18 protein-coding genes are annotated in these 21,670 nt (G+C 48.6%); 15 read left to right on the top strand and 3 right to left on the bottom strand.

Features of this window, described 5'->3' with window-relative positions; translation table 11 throughout:
• Positions 1-4: 4 nt before the first annotated feature.
• Both Q1Q15_RS11560 and Q1Q15_RS11555 read left to right on the top strand, forming a co-directional pair.
• On the top strand, positions 5-1,174 hold the full coding sequence (locus Q1Q15_RS11560) for an HD domain-containing protein (protein ID WP_300459852.1): 1,170 nt from the start codon (positions 5-7) through the stop codon (positions 1,172-1,174).
• Positions 1,167-1,898: a UPF0280 family protein gene (locus Q1Q15_RS11555; RefSeq protein ID WP_300459850.1), complete on the top strand. Its 732-nt coding sequence runs from the start codon at positions 1,167-1,169 to the stop codon at positions 1,896-1,898. The genes Q1Q15_RS11560 and Q1Q15_RS11555 overlap by 8 nt, the downstream gene beginning before the upstream one ends.
• Here the strand turns inward: Q1Q15_RS11555 and hutH are convergent.
• Entirely contained in the window at positions 1,895-3,427 is a 1,533-nt protein-coding gene (gene hutH, locus Q1Q15_RS11550; RefSeq protein WP_300459848.1) for a histidine ammonia-lyase, read from the bottom strand. The two genes, Q1Q15_RS11555 and hutH, sit on opposite strands and share 4 nt — an antisense overlap.
• Before the next feature lie 120 nt (positions 3,428-3,547).
• Between hutH and hutU the strand changes: the two genes are divergently transcribed.
• Complete coding sequence (hutU, locus tag Q1Q15_RS11545; RefSeq protein ID WP_300459845.1) at positions 3,548-5,254, top strand: urocanate hydratase; 1,707 nt, start codon at positions 3,548-3,550, stop codon at positions 5,252-5,254.
• 5 nt (positions 5,255-5,259) lie between these two features.
• Positions 5,260-6,516, top strand: coding sequence for an imidazolonepropionase (gene hutI, locus Q1Q15_RS11540; RefSeq protein WP_300459843.1), 1,257 nt, complete (start codon positions 5,260-5,262; stop codon positions 6,514-6,516).
• Between the two features lie 98 nt (positions 6,517-6,614).
• Here hutI and Q1Q15_RS11535 read toward each other — a convergent pair whose 3' ends face one another.
• Positions 6,615-6,776 carry a hypothetical protein gene (locus tag Q1Q15_RS11535; protein ID WP_300459840.1) on the bottom strand — a complete coding sequence of 54 codons (162 nt, stop codon included), beginning with the start codon at positions 6,774-6,776 and terminating at the stop codon, positions 6,615-6,617.
• A gap of 86 nt (positions 6,777-6,862) precedes the next feature.
• Here Q1Q15_RS11535 and Q1Q15_RS11530 point away from each other — a divergent pair, with 86 nt between their 5' ends.
• The 3 genes from Q1Q15_RS11530 (at position 6,863) to Q1Q15_RS11520 (ending at position 11,654) form a co-directional block, all read left to right on the top strand.
• Positions 6,863-7,378, top strand: coding sequence for an efflux RND transporter periplasmic adaptor subunit (locus Q1Q15_RS11530; RefSeq protein WP_300459839.1), 516 nt, complete (start codon positions 6,863-6,865; stop codon positions 7,376-7,378).
• A 2-nt stretch (positions 7,379-7,380) separates the two neighbouring features.
• Positions 7,381-10,395 (top strand): efflux RND transporter permease subunit, encoded by a 3,015-nt coding sequence (locus Q1Q15_RS11525; RefSeq protein ID WP_300459836.1) that lies wholly within the window; start codon positions 7,381-7,383, stop codon positions 10,393-10,395.
• A gap of 224 nt (positions 10,396-10,619) precedes the next feature.
• Positions 10,620-11,654 (top strand): potassium channel protein, encoded by a 1,035-nt coding sequence (locus Q1Q15_RS11520; protein WP_300459833.1) that lies wholly within the window; start codon positions 10,620-10,622, stop codon positions 11,652-11,654.
• Here the strand turns inward: Q1Q15_RS11520 and Q1Q15_RS11515 are convergent.
• The gene (locus tag Q1Q15_RS11515; protein WP_300459830.1) at positions 11,645-12,784 is read right to left on the bottom strand and encodes a DUF2786 domain-containing protein; all 1,140 of its coding nucleotides are present in this window, start codon (positions 12,782-12,784) and stop codon (positions 11,645-11,647) included. The genes Q1Q15_RS11520 and Q1Q15_RS11515 overlap by 10 nt on opposite strands.
• A gap of 312 nt (positions 12,785-13,096) precedes the next feature.
• On the opposite strand from Q1Q15_RS11515, the gene Q1Q15_RS11510 reads away from it, so the two are divergent.
• The 8 genes from Q1Q15_RS11510 to Q1Q15_RS11475 all read left to right on the top strand — a co-directional run bounded on the left by Q1Q15_RS11510 (position 13,097) and on the right by Q1Q15_RS11475 (position 21,605).
• A complete protein-coding gene (locus Q1Q15_RS11510) occupies positions 13,097-13,288 on the top strand; it encodes a CooT family nickel-binding protein (RefSeq protein WP_300459827.1) in 192 nt (63 codons plus the stop codon).
• Positions 13,288-13,854: a M23 family metallopeptidase gene (locus Q1Q15_RS11505; protein WP_300459824.1), complete on the top strand. Its 567-nt coding sequence runs from the start codon at positions 13,288-13,290 to the stop codon at positions 13,852-13,854. The genes Q1Q15_RS11510 and Q1Q15_RS11505 overlap by 1 nt, the downstream gene beginning before the upstream one ends.
• A gap of 300 nt (positions 13,855-14,154) precedes the next feature.
• Positions 14,155-14,571, top strand: coding sequence for a hypothetical protein (locus tag Q1Q15_RS11500; protein WP_300459822.1), 417 nt, complete (start codon positions 14,155-14,157; stop codon positions 14,569-14,571).
• A 22-nt stretch (positions 14,572-14,593) separates the two neighbouring features.
• Positions 14,594-17,254 (top strand): DNA mismatch repair protein MutS, encoded by a 2,661-nt coding sequence (mutS, locus tag Q1Q15_RS11495; protein WP_300459891.1) that lies wholly within the window; start codon positions 14,594-14,596, stop codon positions 17,252-17,254.
• A 3-nt stretch (positions 17,255-17,257) separates the two neighbouring features.
• Entirely contained in the window at positions 17,258-19,006 is a 1,749-nt protein-coding gene (locus Q1Q15_RS11490; protein WP_300459820.1) for an N-acetylmuramoyl-L-alanine amidase, read from the top strand.
• Between the two features lie 21 nt (positions 19,007-19,027).
• A complete protein-coding gene (locus Q1Q15_RS11485) occupies positions 19,028-19,816 on the top strand; it encodes an enoyl-CoA hydratase-related protein (protein ID WP_300459818.1) in 789 nt (262 codons plus the stop codon).
• 29 nt (positions 19,817-19,845) lie between these two features.
• A complete protein-coding gene (locus Q1Q15_RS11480) occupies positions 19,846-21,150 on the top strand; it encodes a phenylacetate--CoA ligase (RefSeq protein ID WP_300459815.1) in 1,305 nt (434 codons plus the stop codon).
• Positions 21,151-21,173: 23 nt separating this feature from the next.
• On the top strand, positions 21,174-21,605 hold the full coding sequence (locus Q1Q15_RS11475; RefSeq protein WP_300459813.1) for an ACT domain-containing protein: 432 nt from the start codon (positions 21,174-21,176) through the stop codon (positions 21,603-21,605).
• Positions 21,606-21,670: the final 65 nt, after the last annotated feature.

Below are 21,670 nucleotides of genomic sequence, written 5' to 3'. Positions count from 1 at the left end.
ACTATTGAATGATATCTTTGAAAAAGCCGGGGAATTAAAAGACCTTCTTGATCTCAGGGAGGAAGAAAATCTTTGTTCCCTGGCTTGTTTCAGCCACACCGCCCTGAGACGTCACCCGGAAAAATTCACTGGAACCGATTATCGCCAGGCGTTTTCCACAGATTCCGATCGAATTCTAAACTCCCTTGCCTTTACACGATATATTGACAAAACCCAGGTATTTTCCCTCATCGATAACGACCACCTCACCCACAGGGTGATTCATGTCCAGCTGGTCTCAAGGGTTGCAAGGACCATTGGCCGGTACCTGGGACTGAACGAAGACCTCATTGAGGCGGCAAGCCTGGGCCACGATATCGGCCACACCCCGTTCGGACATGATGGCGAGCGTTTTCTTTCAAAGCTGACCCATGAACAGGGTGCCGGCTTTTTCCACCATAATCTTCAAAGCATCCAGTTCCTCGACAAGATCGAAAAAAAAGGCAGCGGCCTGAATTTAAGCCTCCAAACCATGGATGCCATTCTCTGCCACGATGGAGAAGCACCTTCAGAACACCTTGTTCCCCAAAAAAACAGGTCCTTTACGGAGCTGGATCGCATGATGGAGACCATGAAAAACAAAAAATCCTGGGATGCGCTCCCCATGACCATGGAGGGCTGTGTGGTGAGAATGGCAGATACCATCTCTTATATTGGCCGGGACCTGGAAGATGCCATCCGGTTAGGCCTGGTAAACAGACAGGACATCCCGGATACCTGCCGGCAGATACTAGGCCGGACAAACGGCACCATTGTGTTTCGCCTGGTCACCGATTTGATTTCAAACAGCCTGAATCAGGAGTTCATCGGCTTTTCCGAACCGGTTTCCAGGGCTTTAAAAAAGCTGAAAGCATTTAACTACCGGCATATTTATAAGAACCCGGTGATTAAACGGCATTTGTCTTCCATTGAGGACATTTTCAGTTTCCTGTTTGAAACCTACTTGACAGATCTTGAAAAAAAAAACGAACACTCGGTTATTTTTACGAATTTTTTACATGGCATGTCCGCTGAATACCGGGAAACCCATTCACCCCCTGAAATCGTCAGGGATCATATCGCGGGCATGACCGACTCGTATTTTATCCGCCAGGCCCCGGATCATTTAAAACCGGATTCCATTGAAAATGTTTGAAAATCGCACCTATCGCAGGCAGCATCACAAAAAAGGGCTGGTCACCTTTGACATCACGGTAAAAGAAACCAATCTGAATATCCAGGCCAAAACCGACCTCACCGATATCGCCATAAAATCCGTGCTTACCTGTCGAAACTATATTGAAACCTATATCCACCTGCATCCTGACTTTTTAACCGCCATTGTACCTTTAAAGGATACAGGCCCGGCACCCGGCATCATCCGGGATATGATGGATGCCGCCAGGCTGGCCAATGTCGGCCCCATGGCGGCTGTGGCAGGTGCTGTGGCAGAACATGCCGGAAGGTCATTACTGGACCATTCCCCGGAAGTGATCGTGGAAAACGGGGGCGATATTTTTATTCAATCCGATTCTGAAACCATTTTCAAAATTTATGCTGAAAACTCGCCGTTCAGCATGACCACCGGCATCCGTGTCGACAAAAGGGATACCCCTTATGGGATGTGTACCTCGTCCGGGACACTGGGTCATTCAACGAGCTTTGGTAAGGCAGATGCCGCCACAGTGATGGCCCGTTCCTGTGCCCTGGCCGATGCGGTGGCCACAGCACTGGGCAACCGCATCAAAACACCCGCTGACATCCAGGGCGCCATCGATGCCGGCAAAGCCATACCGGGCATTCTGGGGATTGTGATCCTCAAGGGCGACAGCATCGGGTTATGGGGAGATCTCAAACTCGTCACACTGACGGGTGCCTAATACAGCCCACCCACTTTATGCTCCACTGCCCTCACAATACTGCCGTCTTCCAGCAGTTGCTTTACCCGGGCAATGTCTGTTGACAGGATCCGGTCTGCCTTCCGGTAATCAACCTTGCTCCGGATAACTTCATAGGCTGCCAGGGTACCGTCTCCTGCTTTCATGTTGGTGAACAGATCAATGCCCTGGGCCGCACACAACAATTCAATGGCAATGACCTCTTCGGTGTTGGCGACAATATCCCTGCACTTCCGGGCGGCAAGGGCTCCCATGGAGACATGGTCTTCCTTGTTTGCCGACGTGGGAATGGAATCCACCGATGCGGGATGGGCCAGCACTTTGTTTTCAGAAACAAGGGCTGCTGCCACATACTGGGCAATCATGAATCCGGAATTCAATCCGCCGTCTTCAATAAGGAAGGCGGGAAGTCCTGACAGTTGAGGATTTACAAGCCGTTCTATCCGCCGTTCCGAAATATTGGCCAGTTCTGCAATGGCAATGCCCAAAAAATCACAGGCCAGGGCCAGGGGCTGGCCATGAAAATTGCCGCCGGACAGAAATTCTTCTGATTCCGGAAATATCAGGGGGTTCTCTGTGGATGAATTCATCTCCACGTTGACAACATTTTCCACGTAAGCAAACGCATCCCAGGACGCACCATGGACCTGGGGAGAACATCGTAAGGTATAGGCATCCTGAACCCTTGAACAGTCTCTGTGGGAAGAGATAATCTCAGAATTATCCGTAATCCTGAGCATATTGTCTGCCGCTTTGATCTGACCGATATGGGGCCTTGCCTGGTGAATCCTGGGGTCAAAGGCAGCCCGGGTTCCCATGAGGGTTTCAAGACTCATGCTGGCGGCAATATCGGCATGCTTGCAAAGGTTCAAGGCATCATGGAGGGCCAGGCACGCCAGGGCAATCATAAACTGGGTGCCGTTGATCAGGGCGATCCCCTCTCCTGCCTCAAGCACCAGGGGCTTGATCAATCGTTCCCGCAATGCCCGGGCACCGGACATTCGAACACCATCAACAAAGGCCTCACCCTCCCCGATCAACACAAGGGCAAGATGGGCCATGGGAACAAGGTCGCCACTGGCCCCCACAGATCCTTTTTCCGGTACCACCGGTATAATCCCCTCGTTTAACAGCTGGGCCAGTTTTTCAATGGTTTCCAGCCGCAGGCCTGAATTGCCCCGGCAAAAATCATTTACCCGCAACGCGATCATGGCCCGGACCACATCCGCTTCCATATGCTTTCCAATGCCCGCGGCATGACTGAACAGGATATTTCTTTGCAGTTTTTTTGTATCGTCATAGGAAATCGTCACCTCTGACAGCGCTCCAAATCCCGTGGTGACACCATAAATTCTTTCGCCATGCTTCACCCATTTGTTAATGAGGTGTCGCGCCTTGTTGATTCTTGATTCGGACTCAACCGGTATTTTGATACCGACGTTGTTTCTGGCGATTTGAATCAGCTCTTCCAGGAGAAACCCGCTTCCATGCAACACAATCTGTTTTTTCATAAATTTCCGGAGAATGAACTCCGCTCCAGTGGCTAATCTTCTTGACATCATATCGATACTTGTATAGACAGGCAGTATCCAATCCAAAACCAAATGTCAACCATATTGGGGGGAAAAATAATGACAAACAAAGAAAAACTTTTAAAGGATCTAAAGATCGGTTGTGGTGTTGCCAGACCGGTCCGATCGCCCCGGGGCACCCAACTGCACTGCAAGGGCTGGTACCAGGAAGCGGCATTGCGAATGCTGTGCAACAATCTTGACCCGGACAATGCGGAAAACCCCGACGAATTAATCGTCTATGGCGGCCTGGGCAAAGCCGCTAGAAACTGGCACTGCTTTGATGTTATCGTCAAAACCCTGCTGGATCTTGAAAATGATGAAACCCTGCTGATTCAGTCCGGCAAGCCCGTGGGTGTGTTGAAAACCCATACCAATGCCCCCAGAGTCCTGATGGCCAATGCCAATATTGTTCCCCAATGGGCCAACTGGGACACCTTCCATGAACTGGACAAAAAAGGCCTGATCATGTACGGCCAGATGACGGCCGGGTCATGGATCTATATCGGCACCCAGGGGATTCTCCAGGGCACCTATGAGACGTTTGCCTCCCTTGGCCGGAAGCATTATCATTCCGATCTGACCGGAAAAATTATCGTCACCGCAGGACTTGGGGGAATGGGCGGGGCACAGCCCCTTTCCGTGACCATGGCAAACGGGGTGGCCATCTGCATTGAAATTGACCCGACCCGTATTAAAAAACGACTGGATAAACGATACCTGGACATTGAAGCCACAAGCCTTGACCAGGCGATTGCAAGTGCACAGGCAGCCGCGAAAAACGGCACCCCGCTTTCCATCGGCCTTTGTGCCAACGTCTGTGACGTCCTGCCGGCCATGATACAACAAAAATTTATTCCGGATGTGATCACCGACCAGACCAGTGCCCATGATGAACTCAATGGATATTTTCCCCAGGGTCTCTCCCTTGAAGCCGCCTTAACCCTTCGAAAAACCGACCCGGAAACATATAAGGACATGGCCTTGAATTCCATGGCCCTTCATGTGAGAGCCATTCTTGAACTGCAGAAAAAAGGGGCCATCGCCTTTGATTACGGCAATAATCTAAGGGCCCAGGCCATGAAACGGGGTGTGGACAATGCCATGGATTATCCTGGATTTGTTCCCGCCTATATCCGGGAACTTTTCTGCCGGGGCGAAGGCCCTTTCCGATGGGCAGCCCTTTCAGGAGATCCTGAAGATATACGGGTCACAGACCGGGAACTCATCCGGCTGTTTCCTGAAAAAACCAAAATGATCAACTGGCTGAAAATGGCCGGGGAAAAAGTGGAACATATGGGACTGCCCACACGGATCTGCTGGCTGGGATATGGGGAACGGGAACGAGCCGGCAAATTGTTCAATGATCTGGTCCGGGACAAAAAGGTTAAAGCCCCCATTGTCATTGGCAGAGACCATCTGGACTGTGGATCGGTTGCCTCGCCCTATCGGGAAACCGAGGCCATGAAAGACGGCTCTGATGCCGTGGCAGACTGGGCCTTGTTAAACTGCATGACAAACGTGGCTTCCGGCGCCACATGGGTCTCCTTCCATGACGGTGGCGGTGTGGGTATCGGGTATGCCCTCCATGCCGGCCAGGTCACGGTGGCCGACGGGACCCCGGAAGCGGAAAACCGCCTGATCACGGTTCTTCGAAATGATCCGGGCACCGGTATCATCCGCCATGCCGATGCAGGATACAAAACAGCCATTGATGTGGCCCATGCAAAGGGGGTTAAACTTCCCATGATCAATATGGAGACTTAGACGATATGCCCCCCCTGCTGCCGGGTAAAATTGATACGCTCTTTACCCATTGTCATCTTGCCGCCATGGCCGACGCGTCCCTGTCCGTTATAAAAGAAGCTGCCCTGGCCGTTACCGGAAAAACCATCTCCTGGGTGGGCAGCCAAAAAGACCTGCCGGATGATATTACCCCCCGATGCCGGGAAATCATCGATTGCAACAACCGCTGGATCCTGCCGGGATTTGTGGACTGCCATACCCATCTGGTCTGGGGCGGTTCCAGATCCAACGAATTTGAAATGCGGCTTGCGGGTGCCACCTACCAGGAGATCTCACAGGTGGGCGGCGGTATCTTTGCCACGGTGAATGCCACGCGAAACGCATCATCGGATGCCTTGTTCACCCTGGCTGCAAAACGGGTGGACACTTTGTTAAAGCAGGGCATCACAACACTTGAAATCAAATCCGGGTATGGACTTACCCTTGAAACCGAACTCAAACTCCTGGCGGTCATTCGCCGCCTGGAGGAAACGTTTCCGTTGCACATAGCAGCCACCTTTCTAGGGGCCCATGCCCTGCCCCCGGAATTTACCGGCAACCCGGACGGCTATATTGATCTTGTGACCCGAACCATGCTGCCCGCGGTAAAAGCCCAGGGCATTGCCACTGCTGTGGATGTGTTTTGTGAACACCTTGCCTTTTCCCTGGATCAGACAAGGCGGGTGTTTGAAACCGCCAAACATCTCGGGTTGAACATCAAACTGCATGCCGAGCAATTGTCCGACTCCAACGGCGCAGAGCTTGCGGCCCAATTCAATGCCCTGTCCTGTGATCATCTTGAATATCTGTCCCTTTCCGGTGCAAGGGCGATGGCCCGACATCATGTGACCGCCGTTCTGTTGCCCGGGGCCTTTTATTTTTTAAAAGAAACACAAAAACCGCCCGTGGCGACCTTCAGGAATCTCAAGATTCCCATGGCAGTATCCACGGATCTCAATCCCGGGTCCAGCCCGGTTCATTCCATGACCCTCATCCTGAATATGGCCTGCCTGCTGTTTGACCTGACCTGCGAAGAAGCATTGCTGGGCGCCACCATAAATGGTGCCAGGGCCCTGGGCCTTGATCATTCAAAGGGCAGTCTTGAGGCAGGAAAAGATGCCGATCTGGTGGTCTGGGATATTGAATCCCCTTCAGATCTCTGCTATCTTGCCGGATTAACGCCCATTGAACAGGTAATGATAAGGGGGAAAGACATTGCCACTGCCAAAGGGTGTTGCTTTTGACTTTTCCATCATGGTGAACTCGGCACCGGCTTTCCAGGCCATTGCATGGCCGTCTCCAGCGATCTGGGGGGGGCCAGAAGTTTGCGATTCCCCGATTTTCAGTTGAGAAACTCCAGTTTCGCTGGTGAATGGTTTAGCGCCACTTTAATCACTTCCTGGGCAGCTTGTGCCTTCCCGGTTGTCCGAAGCACCCCTTCTCCGCCAAGACCCACCCGCGTAATTGGTTTGGTGGCGTTTGGGGATACAGTTTCATTGGCCATAAGATTCCTCCTGAATGGGATTAATTTTATTGAAATCATCCCGGTGACATTCAACAAGACTGACGGTGCTTTTAAGGCCGGGCATCGTGTCGCAGCAGCAATTATCGCTGATCAATACCGGTTTAACGGTTCGAGTGACCTCTGATGCTCTGCCCGGCAGGGTGTTTACATGTGAAATCACGGCAATCAACCCGCAAGTGGATATTGCCACCCGCAGCGTTCACGTGCAAGCACAACTTGCCAATCCGGATGAGCAACTGCGGTCAGGCATGTACGTAAATGTGGCCGTGGTGTTACCCGCCAGAGAAGATGTAATGACCATTCCTGCCACGGCCGTGCTGTATGCTCCGTATAGCGACTCGGTCTTTGTAATAGAAGAAAAAAAAGACCGCAAGGGGTCCCCTGCAAGCCAAATTGTGCGGCAGCAGTTTGTGCGTCTGGGAGAAAAACGAGGGGACTTTATCACAGTGATATCAGGGCTGTTGTCACAGGACACCATCGTGAGTACCGGTACGTTCAAGCTCCGTAACGGCCAGAGCGTCGTGGTGGACAATAAACTGGCACCTGAATTCAAATTGTCTCCCCAGCCAACGGAAAGTTAAGCATGAAATTTACCGATATCTTTATTCAGCATCCGGTCCTGGCGCTGGTGGTCAGCCTTCTGATTGTGATCGCCGGACTGCAGGCCGTTAATTCGCTGAATGTACGCCAGTATCCGCGCAGTGACAATGCAGTGGTCACGGTCACCACAGCCTATGTGGGTGCCAATGCCGAACTGGTGAGGGGGTTTATTACCACGCCCATGGAACGGACGATTGCTGCTGCCGACGGCATTGACTACATTGAATCGGTGAGTGCCCAGGGGCTGTCCACTATTAACGTTCGGCTGAAACTCAACTATGATCCCATCAAGGCGCTTTCAGAAATCAGTTCCAAGGTTAACCAGGTGCGAGGAGACCTGCCCCCTGAAGCAGAAGTGCCCATTATCAACGTGGAATCAGCTGACAGCCAGTTTGCTTCAGCATATCTCAGCTTCACCTCTGATGTCCTCAAGCAGAACCAGATTACCGACTATTTGGTAAGAGTTGTCCAACCCAGGCTTTCCGCTCTGGAAGGGGTCCAGCGCGCAGATATTCTGGGGGCACGGACCTTTGCCATGCGTATCTGGCTCAAACCCGATTGCATGGCAGCCTTTAATATCAGTCCGGTGCAGGTTCGCCAGGCCCTGGTTGCCAACAATTTCCTGGCAGCTGTGGGAAGAACCAAGGGATCATTGATCCAGGTCAACCTCACCACAGATACGGACCTGCGCTCTGTTGAGGAATTCAAGCAATTGGTGGTCCGGCAGGAAAATGGTTCAGTCCTGCGCCTTGGGGATATCAGTGATGTGGCCCTGGGCGCTGAAAACTATGATACGGAGGTACGATTTTCCGGTCAAACAGCTGTTTTCATGGGGATATGGCCCCTTCCCAATGCCAATGCCCTGGATGTAATAAAGCGCATCCGCACGGAAATGACCGGTATTTCAGCGCAGTTGCCCAACGGCATAAAAGGGCGTATTGCCTATGACGGCACCGCCTATATCGACAATGCCATTCATGAGGTGGTGAAGACCCTGAGCGAAACCCTGCTCATTGTCGTGTGCATCATCTATCTGTTTCTGGGGTCAATCCGATCGGCCCTCATTCCGATTGTGGCCATTCCCCTTTCTCTGATCGGTGCCGTGTTCCTGATGCAGGTGTTTGGTTTCACCATCAACCTGTTAACCCTCCTGGCTGTCGTTCTTTCTGTGGGGCTGGTGGTGGATGATGCCATTGTTGTGGTGGAAAATGTCGAACGCCACCTGGCTGAAGGAGAGTCCCCCATGCAGGCAGCCCTCATGGGCGCACGGGAACTGGTGAGTCCGCTGATCTCAATGACCATTACCCTGGCGGCAGTCTATGCACCCATCGGCCTGCAGGGCGGCTTGACCGGATCTTTATTCCGGGAATTTGCCTTTACCCTGGCAGGCGCCGTGACCATCTCCGGCATCGTGGCCATAACCCTGTCGCCCATGATGGCCTCACGGCTGCTCAAGTCAGGCATGAACGAACGCGGCTTTGCAGGTAAAATTGAGCGTGATTTCAAAAAAATCAGAAATCTGTATGGAAGGATGCTAAACAGCACGCTCAATAACCGGCCAGCGGTGTATATGGTCTGGATTCTGATAAGTCTGATGACCATTCCCATGTTTATCATGTCGGCAAAGGAACTGGCGCCGGTTGAAGACCAGGGGGTTATTTTCGGTATCCTGGACGCAGCCGCCAATTCCACCCTTGATCAAACCAGTCTTTATGCGTCTGCGGTCAATGACGCTTTTTTGAGTGTACCGGAAAGGCAGTTTGTATTTCAAATCACACAGCCTTCCTCCGGCTTTGGCGGGATGGTGGTTAAACCCTGGCAGGAGCGGGATAGAAATATCTTCCAGATCATGCCTGAAGTTCGACAGAAGTTACACGGCATCACCGGTATTCGCATGTTCCCGGTGACCCCGCCAGCCCTTCCAGGTGGTGGTCAGTTCCCGGTGGAATTTATACTGGCATCCACGGCCGAGCCTGAACAGATCCTGAATTTCGCCGGCCAGATCCAGCGAGCTGCCATGAACAGCGGCATGTTTGCTTTCCCTCCCCTTATCGACCTTAAAATCGATCAACCCCAGTCCGAGATCGTCATTGATCGGGACAAGGTGGCTGATCTCGGCCTCAATCTGCAGCAGGTGGGTGCTGATCTTGCTTCCATGATGGGGGGAAATTTTGTCAACCGATTCAATATTGCCGGCCGCAGCTACAAGGTCATCCCCCAGATCAGGCGTGTGGATCGTCTCAACCCAAACCAGCTGCAAAATATCTATGTCACAGGTCCGGCTAACCAATTGGTGCCGTTAAGTACCATTGCCACCATTGAAAACCGCACTGTACCGCGCTCCCTCAATCGATTTCAGCAGCTCAATGCAGTTAAAATCAGTGGGGTGGCAGTTCGTCCCCTGGATGAAGCCCTGGGTTTTCTTGAAGGCGAAGCCGCCAGGATCCTGCCCCAGGGTTATGTGATTGATTACACCGGGGAATCCCGTCAGTTACGGACTGAAGGCAATAAATTCATCCAGGCCTTTGGGTTGGCAGTGGTCTTGATTTTTCTTGTGCTGGCTGCCCAGTTCAACAGTTTCCGTGATCCTTTTGTGATCCTGGCGGGTTCAGTACCCCTGGCCATGTTTGGTGCCCTGATTTTTACCTTCTTGAAAATGCCGGACCCCAATGTGGCCTTCTGGACCCATGGTTGGACCACCACAATGAATATCTATTCCCAAGTGGGGCTGGTCACCCTGGTCGGTCTGGTTTCCAAAAACGGCATTCTCATCGTGGAATTCGCCAACAAGCTTCAGAAAGCCGGCCATACAAAACGGGAAGCAGTGCATGAAGCTGCCATAACCCGGTTGCGACCCATTTTGATGACCACCGGTGCAACCATTGCCGGGCATTTTCCTTTAATCCTTGTTACAGGTGCCGGGGCTGCGGCATCGGGACCTATATGCTGCAATGCGCAAGAACCACGGGTACTGCATATTTTTCAATCCGCCTCTTGACAAAAAGAAGGTTCTCCTATCTATTCATCCTAAGAATGAGGAATTAAGATAACTCAACTTTCGGTCTTCAGCTTTAATGGAAGGGGTCAGGCTTTTTTTATGGTGCTTTTTATCATTATTTCATGACCAGACAGGTAAAAAGTGCCATAAAGAAAGCCTGACCCAATGTAAAATGGCCAACTCCGAAAGTTGAGTAAGATAACTATAGCTTACATAGGTTTTTTATGTCAGATGATCTCCGAAGGAGAATTTACCTGACCGGCATCTTTCTGCTGGCGGTAACGGTAATTGGTACAACAGGATATTACCTGTTAGGACAGCTTGAGCAACCAGATCCGCCCTGGGGTCTTGGTGATTGCTTTTATATGACGGCCATCACGCTTACTACCGTGGGATTTGGCGAAGTCATCAACCTTAATCTCGTCCCCGGTGCAAGGCTGTTCACTATTTTTATACTGTTTAGCGGACTCGGTGTGGCTGCATATTTTGTTTCAACCCTTACCGCTTTTTTGGTGGATGGTGAACTCACCAATGTTTTTTGGAGAAAAAGAATGGAAACACAAATCAATAAACTAACCGGACATATTATTTTGTGTGGGGCTGTGGGCGCTGGTTTCTATGTAATTAAGGAACTTCACTTGACCGGGGTACCCTTTGTGCTGATAGATTTAGATGTAAAGCTGATAAAGATTTTACAAAGCCAGTTTGGGAATTTTCCGGCAGTGGTGGGAGATCCCACCCACGCGGATGACCTGGAAAATGCCGGCGTAAAAAAGGCCAAAGGCGTCATTTCTGCCCTGGACAATGACAAAGACAATCTCTGTGTCGTGGTGACATGTAAACTGCTGAACCCGGAGATCAAGCTGTTCTCAAGCTGCCGTGACCGTGAGTTTGCCGGCAAACTCGAATTGCTGGGTGCCGAGGTGGTAATGCCAAACGCCATCGGTGGGCTGCGAATCGCTTCACAGATGATCCGCCCCAAAGTCGTCGGCTACCTTGATTTGATGATGCGGGACAAAAATTGTATTGTGCGTATTGAGGACATTACCCTTTCAACAGAATCTTCACTTGTTGGTAAACCGGTCGGTGATATCAACTTTCCGGCCTTTGCCCAACTCCTGATACTGGCCCTGATCAGGAAAAACAACCCGACCATCATTTACAACCCCAACCGATCCATGATCATGGAAGCCGGGGACACCCTCATCCTGCAGGCAGATGTTGATTCCCTCGAACGGTTCAGAAATTATCATGGGTGAGATAAGGAGCGGGTTATCAGGCCGGCTATCCCTGTCCCATGACGGGACAGTCCTTTGTTGACATGCGTGTTTTTCCCGTTATTAAACCCTTCTTTGAAGGCGCCGGATGACGACTGATGCCTGCCGTATCGTACGGATTGTAACCGGGGGAAAAGTCGGGATACCTCTTTTTGATTTTCTTCATGGTTTTGGGCCATGAGGGCCCTGGTTGCTTGTACGGGAAGGGATGTGTCGTTACGGACCTGTATATCTGACTGTTCAAACATCAATCGATGGTTATGATTAATCCCTGAAATAAATCCCATATCAAAAGAAAGTTTATCCCCTCTTTTGGCGTTATGCCGCTTTTTAAAACTCTGCCAAAGTGTCCGACCGGTATCCAGAAGGAAATGATACACATATTCTGCAACAATTAACGCCTCTTTCCTTCCAACCAGGACAATGCTTTTATAAACGGCATCGTCTTGAGGGTGATAGGTCCGGGATGTCAAACAATTCACATAATAATAGTCCCTCAAAACAGACAAAACAGCTCTCTGGATGCTTTCAATCCGCTTTTTCTTATGGCAGATTGTCAGGTATTTAATGTCTGGATCATCTTCCCTTGTATGAATTCTCTGAAGGTTGTATTTGTTCAGCAGATAATTGGCTTTCCTGGATGCTGCCTGGGCCTCTGCCTCGTTACTGGACTGCCCGAGGGCCATGAGTTTTTCGATTTTCCTTAACATTTTCCGGGCATCCGCCGGCAGTTCCCCTTTGAATTCCTGTAATCGTTTATGATATGCCTTGCCGCCGGCAACAAAGGCTGGATGCACTCCCAATTTTTCACAGGCGCGCTTAAAATATTTGCCATGACCATCGGCATTATCATAAAACTCGGAAACGTATTGATGTGCCATTTCATGCTTCAGGACCTCCAGCACGATATCCCAGACTTCGGTCTGGATCAGATGACGTGAAATCGAAAGTGTTTTTGTACCATGTACCCAACTTCCCTGCTCTTTTTTTCCAGAAGAAATATTGATGGTCGGCGGTGTAAGATTTACGCCGTATTTCCATGAAATATCTTGGTGTTCCCGGGAAAGCTGAGCTGCCCATCTGATTTCAAGATCCGCCGGTGTCTTGTCCATGAAAGCCATAATCCTCATCTTTAACAATTTAAAATTTTTTATATTATCACAATTAGGACAAACAACAAAACAGATCCGGGGAAAATGAGAATGGTTGGTAATCGGAACAACACATTGAAAACCATCCGTCATTAATGGTATTATACCACCGAATCAATGAACCGGCTGGAGTCCGGAGGGTAAAAACAATCGGGCAGCCACCTGTGGCAGGAATAAAAACTATGGAGATGCGGTCATTGATTGTGGTAAAGAGATACCGTTAAAGATAAAAATGATATTGAATGATCCATAAACGGATAAAGGGACAGAACAATGTGTGAATCCAATGTATACATAAAAAAGAATAATGATGAACAACTGGTTATGGAAAATGTGGCCACCATAACCCCTGCCGGCAAGGATACGTTTCTTTTACGTGGCCTTTTGGGAGAAAGCATGGAAGTCAAAGGCATTATTGAAGATATTAACCTCATGGGACATAAGATTATCCTAAAAGCCCTGTAATGAGCGCATTTTCCGACTATCTTGAGACCATTTCCCAGGTCAATGACCTGGGAAGTGATCTGAGAAATGCCCACCCCGTTCAATGGCTTTTCCATAGTGGGATGCTCTTTTCAACCTGGAATAAATGGTGGGGAGACTTTAGATTCCGGCAGTCTGCCCATGAAGGGATAGACATTACCTATTTCCGAACAATTCCGGACAAACTGCGGCAGTTTGATACATCCATTAAGGTTCCGGCCATGGCGGATGGGGTTATTGTCAATATCTGTGATGATTTTCTGGGGCAGACCCTGGTGGTTGAACATGAAAATTCATTGGGGTTTAATCGACGTATCCTTTTTGTATATGCCCACATCATTCCTGAAAAAAGCTTAAAACCAGGGCATATCATAAAAAAAGGGGCTGTCATTGCAAGGGTCTGTGACACCCATAAAAACCCCAAATTACCCCCCCATCTTCATTTTTCATGCGCTGAAGTGTCGAAGCAGGTTCGACCGGAGCAGCTGAATTGGAACCTGTTTTCAAAAAGCCGTGACATCAATTTGATTCATCCTGTTTTCCTTTAATGCCCGGACAGATTTAACCCTCAACTTTCGGTCTTTAGCCTTATTGGACGGGGTCAGGCTTTTTTTATTGTGATTTTTATCATTATTTCATGATCAGACAGGTAAAAAGTGCAATAAGGAAAGCCTGACCCCATGGAAATGGCCAACTCCGAAAGTTGAGTTTAACATCTGGCCCCTTGCTGTTAACTTCAGTATTTAAGCCTGGTTATATGAAAAGAAGAATTGAAAAAAAAGAAAATTTAATCTATGATCACCAGAACAGAACCGATTACAATACAAAATTGAACATGGAGTCGATTAATGAAAACAATTAAATACGTTTTGTGGCTGATTATCATCGTATTGCTTGGCATTTTAATTTATCAGAATTTAGAATATTTTATGACAACCCAGGCATTAAGACTTGATCTTAAAGTGGGGTCCTGGCACTGGACAACACCGGCGCTTCAAAATATTGCCTACTTTGGGATCTGCTTTGTTCTAGGCCTCATCCTGGCCGGCATCAAAGGATTTGCGGTAAAGCTTGGATTAAAAAAAGAAATAAAAACAAAAAACAGCACCATTGCGTCCCTTACCCAGAAGGCTGATACGCTTCAATCAGAGTTGGACGTGTTTCAACATGATCCATATATAAAAAAACAGATACAAGAAAATGCCCTGGCCGAGACGGCTGAAGACAGCACCCAGGACGGTAAAAAATCTGATACAATGGATTGATCCTGCTGAAACAAAGTTACCCATGAGTCCCCAAAAAAATACGCCTATGATGGCGCAATACCTGTCCATCAAAGAATCCTATAAAGATGCCATATTGTTTTACCGGATGGGAGATTTTTATGAAATGTTCCTTGAGGATGCAAAAACAGCAGCCTCGATTCTGGAAATCGCCTTAACCTCCCGGAATAAAAATGATACCGACCCGATCCCCATGTGCGGGATACCCTTTCGGGCTGCGGACAATTATATCGCAAAACTCATTGGAAACGGATGCAAGGTTGCCGTGTGCGAACAGATGGAAGATGCTTCGGCAACCAAGGGGCTGGTGAAAAGACAAGTGGTCCGGGTCATTACCCCGGGCATGATTTTAGCCGAAGAATTACTGGACAAACGATCCAACAACTTTGTCCTGGCCCTGGCAAAAACAAGGGAAGTGTCCGGCATTGCCTATCTGGATATCTCAACCGGGACCTTTAAAACCACCCAGGTTGAGAGCCCGCAGTCAAAAATACCGGCAGAACTGATTGATGAGGCATTAAAGGTTGATCCCAAAGAGATCCTGCTGCCGTCCAATTTTGAAAAAGACCCTGTGTATCAGCATGTCCTGCAGGCGTTTAACGGCCGACAAATCACTTATCTTGACACGAGTGATTTTTCCGTTGAAGACGCAAAAGAAAGACTCGTACGTAAATTTAAAACCAGGAGCCTTGAAGGATTCGGTGCAGAAAATCTTCCCGCCTCTATTTCCGCTGCCGGGGCCATCCTCGCCTATGTTCAGAACACCCAGATGCAGGACACGGCACATATTTTTCAACTCACCCCCTATGATCTGAAAAGCTTTCTGGTAATTGATGACAGGTCCTGCAAAAATCTTGAAATCCTTACCAACATACAGACACTGGACAAAAAAGGCACCCTGATCCACGTGCTTGACCGGACGGTTACCGCCATGGGCTCACGGCTGATCAAGAACTGGGTCAGATATCCGTTGATTGATCGAAACGCCATCTGCCAGCGCCTGGATTGCATTGAAGAAATCACCCGGGCGGCCCATATCCATCAATTGATCATCACCCACCTGAAATCGGTCTATGATCTTGAACGTCTGGGCAGCAAAATTTCCATGGGCCAGGGCAGTGCCAGGGATTTGATCGCCCTTAAGAACTCCCTGAAAAAGCTGCCCCTTCTCTTTAAGGAACTTATCCTGTTCAAAAGTCCTTTGCTCAATGGAAACACCCTTGAAGATCAGGCGCTGATCGTCAAAGAACTGGGTTCACTGGCCGATTTAATTGAACGAACCATCCGGGAAGATGCCCCCCATGTAATCAATGAAGGCGGATTAATCCATGATGGGTACAGCCCTGAACTGGATGAACTGCTGTTGATTTCCCGGGATGGTAAATCCTGGATTGCAAAGGCTGAGGCAACGGAAAAACAAAAAACCCGATTGTCCTCCCTCAAGATTAAATACAACAAAGTGTTCGGCTATTTTATCGAGGTGTCCAAAGCCCAGGCCAATTCGGTTCCCGATCATTATATCCGCAAGCAAACCCTTGTCAATGCGGAAAGATACATCACAGATGAAATGAAACAGGTTGAATCCACCATACTGAATGCCCAGGACAAACGTAATGCACTGGAATATAAAATTTTCTGCACCATCCGGGACAAGGTGATTTCAAAGGCAACCCTTATTTTAAAAATGGCAGATTTCATTGCCACCGTGGATGTGCTTCAAGGCCTTGCCCTGGTGGCATCGGAAAACGGATATACCCGACCGGATATCAATGACCAGCATATCATCTCCATTGAAGAGGGCCGTCATCCAGTGGTGGAAAAAATGATCAAAGGGGAACGGTATGTTCCCAATTCCATTGAAATGGACAATACCGAGACCCAGACCCTGCTCATCACCGGCCCCAATATGGCCGGTAAATCCACGGTATTGAGACAAGTTGCCCTGACGGTGCTTATGGCACAAATGGGATCATTTGTGCCGGCTAAAAAAGCATCTGTCTGCATTGTGGACAGGATATTCACCCGGGTCGGTGCGCTGGATAACCTGTCATCCGGCCAGAGTACCTTTATGGTGGAGATGGAAGAAACCGCCAATATCGTCAACAATGCCACACCCGACAGCCTGGTGATTCTGGATGAAATCGGAAGAGGAACCAGTACCTATGATGGGATGAGCATTGCCTGGGCCGTTGCTGAATACCTTCATGATATAAACGGCAAAGGCGTAAAAACCCTTTTTGCCACTCACTATCATGAATTAATAAAATTAGAAGAAATAAAACCCAGGATAAAGAATTTTAATATTGCCGTCAAAGAATTCAATGATAACATTGTGTTTTTACGACGGCTGGTTAAGGGGGGAACCAATAAAAGTTATGGTATCCAGGTGGCCAGGCTTGCCGGGGTCCCGGACACTGTGATCCATAAAGCAAAACAGATATTATCCGGCATTGAACAGAAAAATGCCACCCCAGATCACATCCCCCACCCCCAACCGTCAAAACCCAAGCATAGAAAGAAAAAAAAGGATGTGAATCAATTGGAGTTATTTAACACGGACGAGCACGCCATTAAAACCCTGCTGGAGAAGATGGACATTTCAAGTATGACACCCCTTGAAGCGTTGAACGTATTAAATGACTTAAAACAGAAAGCTCTGCGTTAGGATATGCTCAATCTCAAGACCGCCATACTCTCTTTATGTTTTTTCACCTTTTTTTTTATTGGGTTGTTTGTTTTCACGGCAACCGGGGTGGCCGGCAGTGCCAAAGAAAAATATCTGGCAGCAGACGCCTGCTACAAAAAACTTCGTCATTCTTCAGCCAGGCAGAAAAAGGCCACCGAATGGCTGAACTGCATCAGCCGGTATGAAATTATTTACAGGCTTTATCCTGAAAGCTCCTGGGCACCCGCAGGGATGTATAAAGCCGCTCAGCTCTACCGGACCCTTTCCCGGTTATCCGGCAAGGACACTTACCAGATGCAGTCTAACGATCTGCTGGCGCGAATCCGGAACAAATATCCAACGAGTGCCTATGGCAGGCGTGCAGAATCCCTTCTCAAGTCTGCCAACATCCCCCCGGGTCTTTACACAGCAACAAAAAAGTCCGGTCCTGCTCCCAAAAACCTGACCCCAAAAACCGGCCTTATCAAAAAAAAGGATCACAACCGGAACGTGGCGGCACTAGAACGGAAAAAGAAGGATCCACCGAAAAAACAAGGGCCTGTTAAAAAATCTGCTCCAGCTGAAACCAAGGCTTCCGGGGACGCCACGATTAACGATCTGCGGTTCTGGTCCAATCCGGAATACACCCGGATTGTCGTTAATGCGGATAAGGACAGGGACTATTCCCATCGACTCTTGAAAAATGATCCGGATATTGATAAGCCCTTTCAACGACTCTATATCGACATAGAACATGCCAAACTGGGCAAAGGGGTTGCCGACTACATCCCCATCAATGATAACCTGTTAAAACAGGCCCGGGCCGGTCAATATCTGCCCCATACCGTGCGGGTTGTAGTGGATATCAAACTATTTGAAAATTATAAGATCTTTTCTTTAAAAGATCCGTTTAGGATTGTCATTGATGTCTGGGGCAAAGGGTCCAATGGCGGTGGTACCGCTAAGTCGGGCAGCCAATTGGCCACTTCCGGCAAACCTCAAAAATTTTCCCGGGTCACAACCGACAATTTAAAATCATCTGACATTGCCCGGCAACTGGCCCTGGGGGTTAACAAAATCGTCATTGATCCAGGCCATGGCGGAGCAGATCCTGGGGCACCAGGGTATTTTAAAGGGATCTGGGAAAAAGATATCGTCCTGAAAATGGCCAAAAACCTGGCCGTGATCCTGAGGGACCGTTTAAACTGCACGGTATTGCTGACACGGTCAACCGATAAGAAATTGACCCTTGAGGAGAGAACTGCCATTGCCAATACAAAACGAGCAGACCTGTTTATCTCCCTCCACTGCAATGCGGCTAAAAACAGAAATCTCAGGGGGATTGAAACCTATTTCTTGAACCTGGCCACCGATAACCAGGCCATTAGCGTGGCAGCCAGAGAAAATGCCACCTCTGAAAAGAACATTTCAGATCTGGCCTATATCTTGAGTGATCTAATGAAGCATACAAAAATAGAAGAATCCACACGGCTTGCCAATATCGTACAGACGTCTGTGGTCGCCGGAATGGGCAAACACTATTCTGACATTACTGATCTGGGCGTCAAGCAGGCCCCTTTTTATGTTCTACTGGGTGCCAGGATGCCATCCATACTGGTGGAGACCTCTTTTATCAGCAACAAAAAAGAATGCAAACGACTCATGAGCAGCTCATACCAGACAGCCATTTGTAATGCCATCGCAGATGGGGTTACACAATATATAGCAGCAACAAATCCAAAACAATTATAACCGATACTAAAGGAGAACATCATGTCTTTTGAAAACATTATTCTTGAAGTCACCGCCCCTGTTGCAACCATATTTTTTAACCGGCCCAAAGCGTTAAATGCACTGAACAATGCCCTGTTCGATGAATTGGATACCGCCCTGGACCAGATCGCCGCAAACAAGGAGATCCGGGTTCTTGTCCTGACAGGTGCGGGTGACAAAGCCTTTGTTGCAGGGGCTGACATTGCCGAATTGTCAAAAATGAGCCCGTTGCAGGGAAAATTTTTCTCCCGGAAAGGACAAAATGTCTTTGCAAAAATTGAGGCTCTGCCCATTCCTGCCATTGCCGCAGTAAACGGATTTGCCCTGGGGGGGGGGGCTGAAGCAGCACTTGCCTGTGATTTCATCTATGCATCGGAAAAAGCGCTTTTCGGGCTGCCGGAAATCACCCTGGGATTGATTCCCGGATTTGGCGGGACCCAGAGACTGGCAAGACTTGTGGGTGTCAACCGGGCCAAAGAAATGATCTTTACCGGAAAACCCATCAAGGCACAAGAAGCCCTTGAATATGGCATCGTCAACAAAATATGTGCGCCGGAAACGCTCATGGAAGAGGTGTTGAAAACCGCAAACCTCATTGCCACACGGGGAAAGGTGGCCCTGAGATCTGCCAAAGAAGTCATTCAAAGCGGTCTGAATACCGACCTTGAAACCGGATGTAAAATTGAAAATGATGTGTTTGGTCTCACCATGTCCAGCGAGGATGCCACAGAAGGAACCCGTGCGTTTCTGGAAAAAAGAAAACCTGTTTTTAAAGGAGACCTGTATTAAACGGTCTCCCATTTCATAAGGAATAAAAAATGTCCATTTATAACATTAATTTCGAAACAATGCCCAGGGAAGGCATTGAAGCGATTCAGTTGAAAAGACTCCAAGCGACCATTGAACGGATTTACGTCACTGTTCCCTTTTACAAAAAGGTATTTGACACTGCCGGAATCAAGCCTGCAGATATCAAAAGTCTTGAGGATCTCCAACGGCTCCCGTTTACGACCAAACTGGACTTAAGGGATAACTATCCCTATGATATGTTTGCTGTTCCCATGGAAAATATCGTTCGGATTCATGCCTCGTCAGGCACAACCGGAAAACCCACGGTTGTGGGATATACCAAAAGAGACCTTGATACCTGGGCTGAGCTGATGGCAAGAAGTTTTGCAGCTGCCGGCGCTACCAGCGGCGATATTATTCACAATGCCTTTGGATATGGATTGTTTACCGGCGGCCTGGGGGTTCATTATGGTGCTGAAAAACTCGGTGCCTCGGTCATACCGGTTTCAGGGGGAAATACCAAGCGGCAGATTACCATCATGCAGGATTTCAAGCCCACCATCCTTACCGGTACCCCATCTTACATCCTTCACCTGGCTGAAGTGGCAGATGAAATGGGGGTTGATTTCAAAGACCTTCATTTTAAATCCGGAATTTTCGGTGCGGAACCCTGGTCTGAAAATATGAGAGCTGAACTGGAAGAAAAACTTCACCTGAAAGCCATGGATATTTATGGGCTCAGCGAGGTCATTGGCCCCGGCGTTTCCATTGAATGTTATGAAGAACAAAAGGGGCTGCATGTTTTTGAAGATCATTTTATAGTGGAAATTATTGATCCGGAATCAGGAGAAGTCCTTCCCTATGGTGAAACCGGGGAACTGGTGTTTACCTCCATCACAAAAGAAGCCTTCCCCATCATCCGATACCGGACCAAAGACATTACCCGTTTAAATCCGGAACCCTGCACCTGTGGAAGAACCCATATCCGGATGAACAAGCCATCGGGTCGCACCGATGATATGTTGATCATAAGGGGGGTAAATGTTTTTCCATCCCAGATTGAAAGTGTGTTAATGGAGACAAAGCAAATCCATCCCCATTACCAGCTGGTGGTTGACAGAATAAATAATCTTGACACCCTTACGGTTAAAGTGGAAATTGATGAAGCACTTTTCAGTGATGAAATAAAGACGCTCCAGACCATGGAACAAAAAATCTCCAACGATATCAAAGAGTATCTGGGGGTTTCGGCAAAGGTCATGTTTGTTGAACCTAAAACCATTACCAGAAGCGAAGGTAAAGCGGTAAGAGTTATCGATAATCGAAAATTTTAAATTAATTTAAGGGGTTAAACACCATGTGCGCTGAACAAATATCCATATTTATTGAAAACAAGGAAGGCCGGCTTGCAGAAGTCACGGCCATCTTAAGGGATGCCGATGTCAATATCAGGGCATTGTCCCTTGCTGATACCACTGATTTTGGGGTATTGCGCCTGATTGTAAATAACAATGACCGAGCAGAAAAAGCCTTAAAAAAAGAGGGGTTTACGGTTGGCATCACCCAGGTATTGGCTGTGGAAGTAAAAGATGAACCCGGTGGGTTGAATGATATTTTAGACCCGCTTTCTGAAAACGAGGTCAATGTGGAGTATATGTATGCATTTGCCAATCCGCAATGCAAAAATGCCATCATGATTTTCCGGTTTGATGACCATGATAAAGCCTTAAAAATTTTGGCAGAAAAAAAGATAAAAGTGATCAGCAAACAGGAAATCTGCAATTTATAGCACCTGAAAAAGGGACACTGCCGCCATTTTCAACCCGGCAAAAGGCGGTGTCCCCTTTTATCCTG

Origin of the sequence: Desulfobacula sp. (assembly GCF_030145145.1) — a bacterium.
GTDB lineage: Bacteria > Desulfobacterota > Desulfobacteria > Desulfobacterales > Desulfobacteraceae > Desulfobacula.
Note: the sequence above shows the minus strand (reverse complement) of the source record. Positions and strands in the feature narration are given on the sequence as shown.